The organism is Paenibacillus algorifonticola (assembly GCF_050481745.1).
Classification (GTDB): Bacteria; Bacillota; Bacilli; order Paenibacillales; family Paenibacillaceae; genus Pristimantibacillus; species Pristimantibacillus algorifonticola_A.
Genome location: NZ_JBCNGR010000071.1, coordinates 1 through 4,785, shown reverse-complemented (window position 1 = coordinate 4,785; position 4,785 = coordinate 1). Strand labels below are relative to the sequence as shown.

Here is a 4,785-nt window from a genome sequence, read left to right as displayed (position 1 = left end):
AGCCTTTCGGTACCTGCGTTCGCATTCATTGGGAGTGAGAAACCCGATGGTCGAGTGAATGCGTTTGGCATTGTAGAAGCAGAGGATGTATTCAAAGATGCGTTTGCGTGCTTGCTCCCGAGTTTTGAAGCGCTCCAAATAAATGAGTTCCTTTTTAAGAACGCTATGGAACGCTTCAATGCAAGCATTGTCATAGCAGTTGCCTTTGCGACTCATACTCGCCTTCATCTTGTAGGTTTTTAGACGGGCTTGGTAGTCATGAGAAGCATACTGACTGCCTCGATCAGAGTGATGCAAGACTTCACCAGTTGGACGCTGCTGCTGATGCGCCCGATCAAGCGCCTGAAGAACTAATTCCTTGGTCATCCGATCACTCATTTGAAAGCCGACAATCTTACGACTGTACAAATCCATGACGCTCGCCAAATACAGCCATCCTTCATCCGTAGAGATATAGGTGATGTCTGTCACCCAAGCTTGATTTGGCGCTTCTGGCCGAAATTTGCGGCCCAGTATATTTTCGGCAACGGGCAGGTTATGTTTGGAGTTCGTTGTCGCTTTATATTTTTTAACGGTTCGGGATTTCAGACCCTGCTCCTTCATCATTCGAGCGACGGTCTTCTCCGAAACGTTCCTGCCTTGTTTATGAAGCATCTCTGTAACCTTCGGGCTTCCATAAAGCCTACGGGAATCCAGAAAAATGCGCCGAATACGCTGTACCAGCTTTTTACGGTTTTTCTCTCGTTTGCTGACTTTACGTGTGGTCCATTTGTAATAACCGCTTCTGGAAACGCCCATAGCAGCACATAGCTTTGCGACACGGCACTGGAAGCGGTGATCGTGGATGAAGGCATAGATCAGCGCCGGTCTTTTGCAAAGTAGTGCATGGCCTTTTTCGTATTATTAGGTCAGCCAGAGATTTCTGGTTGGCTTATTTTATTAGGCACTTTAAGATGGCAGTAGTCGGGAAGAACGTTGGCCTTTTAGGGAGTATAGATCCCGTTCTTAAAACTGTTCTCCCCACCACCCTCAATCACCATGTTTGAGCTGGTAGCGGATTAACCCCTTAAATTTGGACACATGCTCTCTTTATCTCGTTCTTTCAAAGCTTTTCAAACTACAATCTGACGGATTTAATTGGAATGGGCTGAATCAGGTTCTGCTTGTAAAAATCAGCAGGAGCCAGATCTTTAATACTCGAATGAATTCTTCGTTCATTGTAGAAGATCATGAAATGGGTAACCGCCTCATAGGCCTCACCATACGTCATAAAATCATAGCGAGAGAGACAGTCATCTTGAAGAATGCGATGAAAAGATTCAATATGAGCATTCATGTTAGGCGTTCGCGGCGGAATACGTTCATGCAGGACTCCAAAGCCCTTACAAGCCGACTCAAAGGCCTCCGAAACGAATTGTGGCCCATTATCCGAGCGTACGACTGGCTTTGTAGGCACATCAAATAGCTGTCGTTTCAGCAGAGCTTGCTGCAGCGTCCGAACCACATCTTTAGCCTCACAGCTGAGTCCAATAGGATAGGAAACAATGGAACGATCGTACACATCGATGAACGACTAAATGAAGAAAAAGCGATCTTCACCTGCGATATAGCCGTATTTAATGTCGGTTTCAAGTAGTTGATTCGATGCTGTAATCATTCGATTACGAGCCAATTTTCTAGGATATTTCGTCTTTACTTTACGTTGAGGCCTCAATAAACCTAGCTTCTTGCAAAGACGATAGACCTTCTTCTTATTAATGATCAACTTGTACGTACGCTTTAGATCCACGGTTAATTTACGATATCCATAGTTGTAGCCATCGCCTGAAATCAGCTCCATCAGCCATTCTTCAATCTGTTCATCGGCTACATGCACGCCACTTTCTTGATAAGAATAACCAGGTGCTGAGCGTCCCTCACTCACCGTTTTCTTCGCTACTTTACCGTTTTTGTCGTAATAGTAGCTCGATCTTGGGATGCTCACTAGCCTTAAAACAAGCCGGATGGCATATCCCTTTTCGATGTAGAAATCGGCTACTTCCATTTTGTCAGCAAATGAGGGTTTTTCTTTTTTATTAAGTCACGAAGAATCGCAATCTCAAGTGCCTGCTCTCCAAGGAGATGTTTCAGCTGATTATTCTCTTGGGCCAGTGCTTTGGATTCTAAGGCGGTTACCGAATCCAGCGATTCTTCTCCAAACTTGCCAGCTTCATATTCTTTAGTCCAACGATGAAGCATATTTGCTGCAATCTCATAGCGTCTTGCTACGGCTGCTTTATTACCTATTTCCAGTGCTTCTTTTATGACTTGCAGTTTAAATTCTTTTGAGTGTTTATTTCGTTTCAATTTCATCATCCCCTGTCACTAGTAGTGTACTTCATACACTCTCTTAGTGTCCAAGTTCTCTAGGGGGCTAAATAGGTATCTTTAATAAATTAAATTCATGGTACGATACTCCTGAGTATGTAAAGAACATTTTGCCTATCGCCAAAAAGTTCCTTTTGTCAGATCCGGGGGAAATTATTGGTACAATGTTAAATACTTTACTGAGTTCTGGAAGAAACAGTTCATCTCCAGAATATTATAATGATATCTGCAAGATTTTGAAAGATGACCTTCCTAGATCGCATGAAAGCTTAAACCCTTATAATCCTGTAGCCATATTTAATGCTGCGGTAGTAGTAGCATCGACTTACCATTCGAGCTACTCTGTTTCATGGATATTAAGATTTTTGAATAATATGGTTGAAAAAAAATTGGTTTCTGAGACTGAAGGGGAAAAATTACTTGATTTGTCGATTGAATTGTGGACTACTGATATGGAAGTGTGTCATGAAATAATAATAAAAAACAGAAATATACCAAGTGATAAGATGTTTTATTTTTATTTTCAAACACCGAATGGATTGATAGTGGTCAAAAAGTGTATCTTACTAAAGTTCTTGAAGAAATAAGAGAAGACTTTGAAGACAATACGTTCAAATCTGTAGTTAAAGGTTTATATTCAACTGGAGAATTAGAACATGTGGAATATTGGATTAAGTTGAATAATTCCAAGCAGCATTTGCTAATGGATATTTTAAATGAAACAGCCCTAAATAATGAGCAAGCAACTCATTTAACAACTTATCTTATTGATACTATGGATAGTAATTTAGACGTTGCAAAAATTATCAACATTGGTGTTGAGAAATTAAATCAGGATTCTAGTCTAAGTGGTATCTTAGAAACGATACTTAATCAGAAAGATTTAATTAATAGTTTTTATAGTGAAGATAATTTACAGGAACTATTTGAGGTAATCTTAAATAGTTTAGTCGAAGTTAATTTGTTGAACTACAAACGTGAATTCACTGAATGGCTAAAAGAAGCAAAAGCCGGCGGCAATACTATTATAAAAACAGTAAAAAAGTTGGAATACTCTAATGACGACTTAGAAATACTTGCAGAAAAATTTCCGAGAAGTAAGAGGGGATTTAGTAAATTGATGTAGAAAAATGAGAAATGAGAACTGTATTATTAAAACATGGAATATCCATCATGCTAGTGAAGTATGCGTTGAGTGTATCCTGTAGCTCGTTAAGCTAACGACCACAATAATGTGAGACTAAAATCAAATGTGTATGTATTAGGTTATATATTCTAAGCTCAAACGTTTGAAATAATAAAGAACATATAATTCAATATACATCTGATTCGAAATGAAAGAGGTCTTAAAGCGGTAAGTATATAAACGAATTTTCTACAGAGAACGACAAGTCTCATTTATTGTTGTAATAATTACGACAAGTCTCATTTTACGTTATTTAAAATCTCAATTATAAAGATAAAATGGGCTTTTTTCTTACGTTGTTTGTCTCAAATATAACTGTTACCCACAATAATTGTGTTGTGGGTAACAATAATAAATGAGACTGATTTCATCAATAGATGAGACAAATTACAGTAATATATGAGACTTAAATATGCCCTGATAGGATCAAGAATGTTGATCTATCAGGGTTTTTCGTGTTTAGATTCAAAAGATAATTTATTATTGGTAACTTGGTTATCTGCAGTCATAAATAATTGTTTTAAGTGAGACTTACCAAGGATAGCAGCTTCCTGCTTTCATTTTCCTAAGCTGCCAGGGGTAGCTCTCGATCATTTTGGTCGTATTGATGAGTTTACGAATCTCAGGGGGATATTTGAAATGGGTGGCGATTTCATCCCGGTTGGTACGCTATGAGCGTAACACGAGCTGGTATTTGTTTCCCCATTGCTCTCAAAGTGATCTCAATCGAGTAAGGCAGCCTCTTCGGTTACTGCTTTGCAGGTGGGCTTTAAGTCAGCCGTTACCTTCTTTAGGTCCTACTCGGCTTCCCGATTCACATGCCTAGCACGTCCTTGTTGCCAGCTAGCGATGCCAATAATCATGCGGGCTGCCCTTTTACAATGGCACCGTCTTGCTTCAATTTGTAATGAGTGGCATCCATAAATACGACCGCGCATATGCCTTGCAAAGGTCGACTCTGGCATCCTTTAATAAGGGTTGCGATTTTGTTCGTTACGTTTGAAATCATAGTGGGAGTGACGTCTATTCCGCGAAAATAATGGAATAAATGCTTCACACAGAATATTTTACAGACTCTTCGTGAAGAAAGAGAATAAAGTACTAGACTGAAAATTATCAAGACTTAAATTAATAAACTATTATTAAATAAGGGGTTATCACATACTATCCATGTCTAATATGTGATAACCCCTTATTGTTAAGCTATCATATCCGTCGTATTATGAGGTCAG

The 4,785-nt window shown here is 39.2% G+C and carries 5 protein-coding genes and 2 pseudogenes; 2 read left to right on the top strand and 5 right to left on the bottom strand.

The window, feature by feature from the left end; all coding sequences use genetic code 11:
* The 4 genes and pseudogenes from ABEW34_RS31335 to ABEW34_RS31320 form a co-directional block, all read right to left on the bottom strand.
* Positions 1-879: pseudogene (locus ABEW34_RS31335) on the bottom strand (IS3 family transposase); the annotation flags it as partial.
* A gap of 238 nt (positions 880-1,117) precedes the next feature.
* The gene (locus ABEW34_RS31330) at positions 1,118-1,561 is read right to left on the bottom strand and encodes a transposase (protein ID WP_430165606.1); all 444 of its coding nucleotides are present in this window, start codon (positions 1,559-1,561) and stop codon (positions 1,118-1,120) included.
* 12 nt (positions 1,562-1,573) lie between these two features.
* Positions 1,574-2,044: an IS3 family transposase gene (locus ABEW34_RS31325; RefSeq protein WP_430165603.1), complete on the bottom strand. Its 471-nt coding sequence runs from the start codon at positions 2,042-2,044 to the stop codon at positions 1,574-1,576.
* Positions 2,035-2,352 (bottom strand): transposase, encoded by a 318-nt coding sequence (locus ABEW34_RS31320; RefSeq protein WP_430165609.1) that lies wholly within the window; start codon positions 2,350-2,352, stop codon positions 2,035-2,037. The genes ABEW34_RS31325 and ABEW34_RS31320 overlap by 10 nt, the downstream gene beginning before the upstream one ends.
* 179 nt (positions 2,353-2,531) lie before the next feature.
* Between ABEW34_RS31320 and ABEW34_RS31315 the strand changes: the two genes are divergently transcribed.
* Together ABEW34_RS31315 and ABEW34_RS31310 are read left to right on the top strand one after the other, a co-directional pair.
* Positions 2,532-2,954 (top strand): hypothetical protein, encoded by a 423-nt coding sequence (locus tag ABEW34_RS31315; RefSeq protein ID WP_430165600.1) that lies wholly within the window; start codon positions 2,532-2,534, stop codon positions 2,952-2,954.
* Complete coding sequence (locus tag ABEW34_RS31310; protein ID WP_430165597.1) at positions 2,924-3,493, top strand: hypothetical protein; 570 nt, start codon at positions 2,924-2,926, stop codon at positions 3,491-3,493. Before ABEW34_RS31315 ends, ABEW34_RS31310 begins: the two co-directional genes overlap by 31 nt.
* Positions 3,494-4,090: 597 nt before the next feature.
* Here ABEW34_RS31310 and ABEW34_RS31305 read toward each other — a convergent pair.
* Positions 4,091-4,583, bottom strand: a pseudogene (locus ABEW34_RS31305) (transposase); the annotation flags it as partial.
* Between the last annotated feature and the right edge of the window lie 202 nt (positions 4,584-4,785).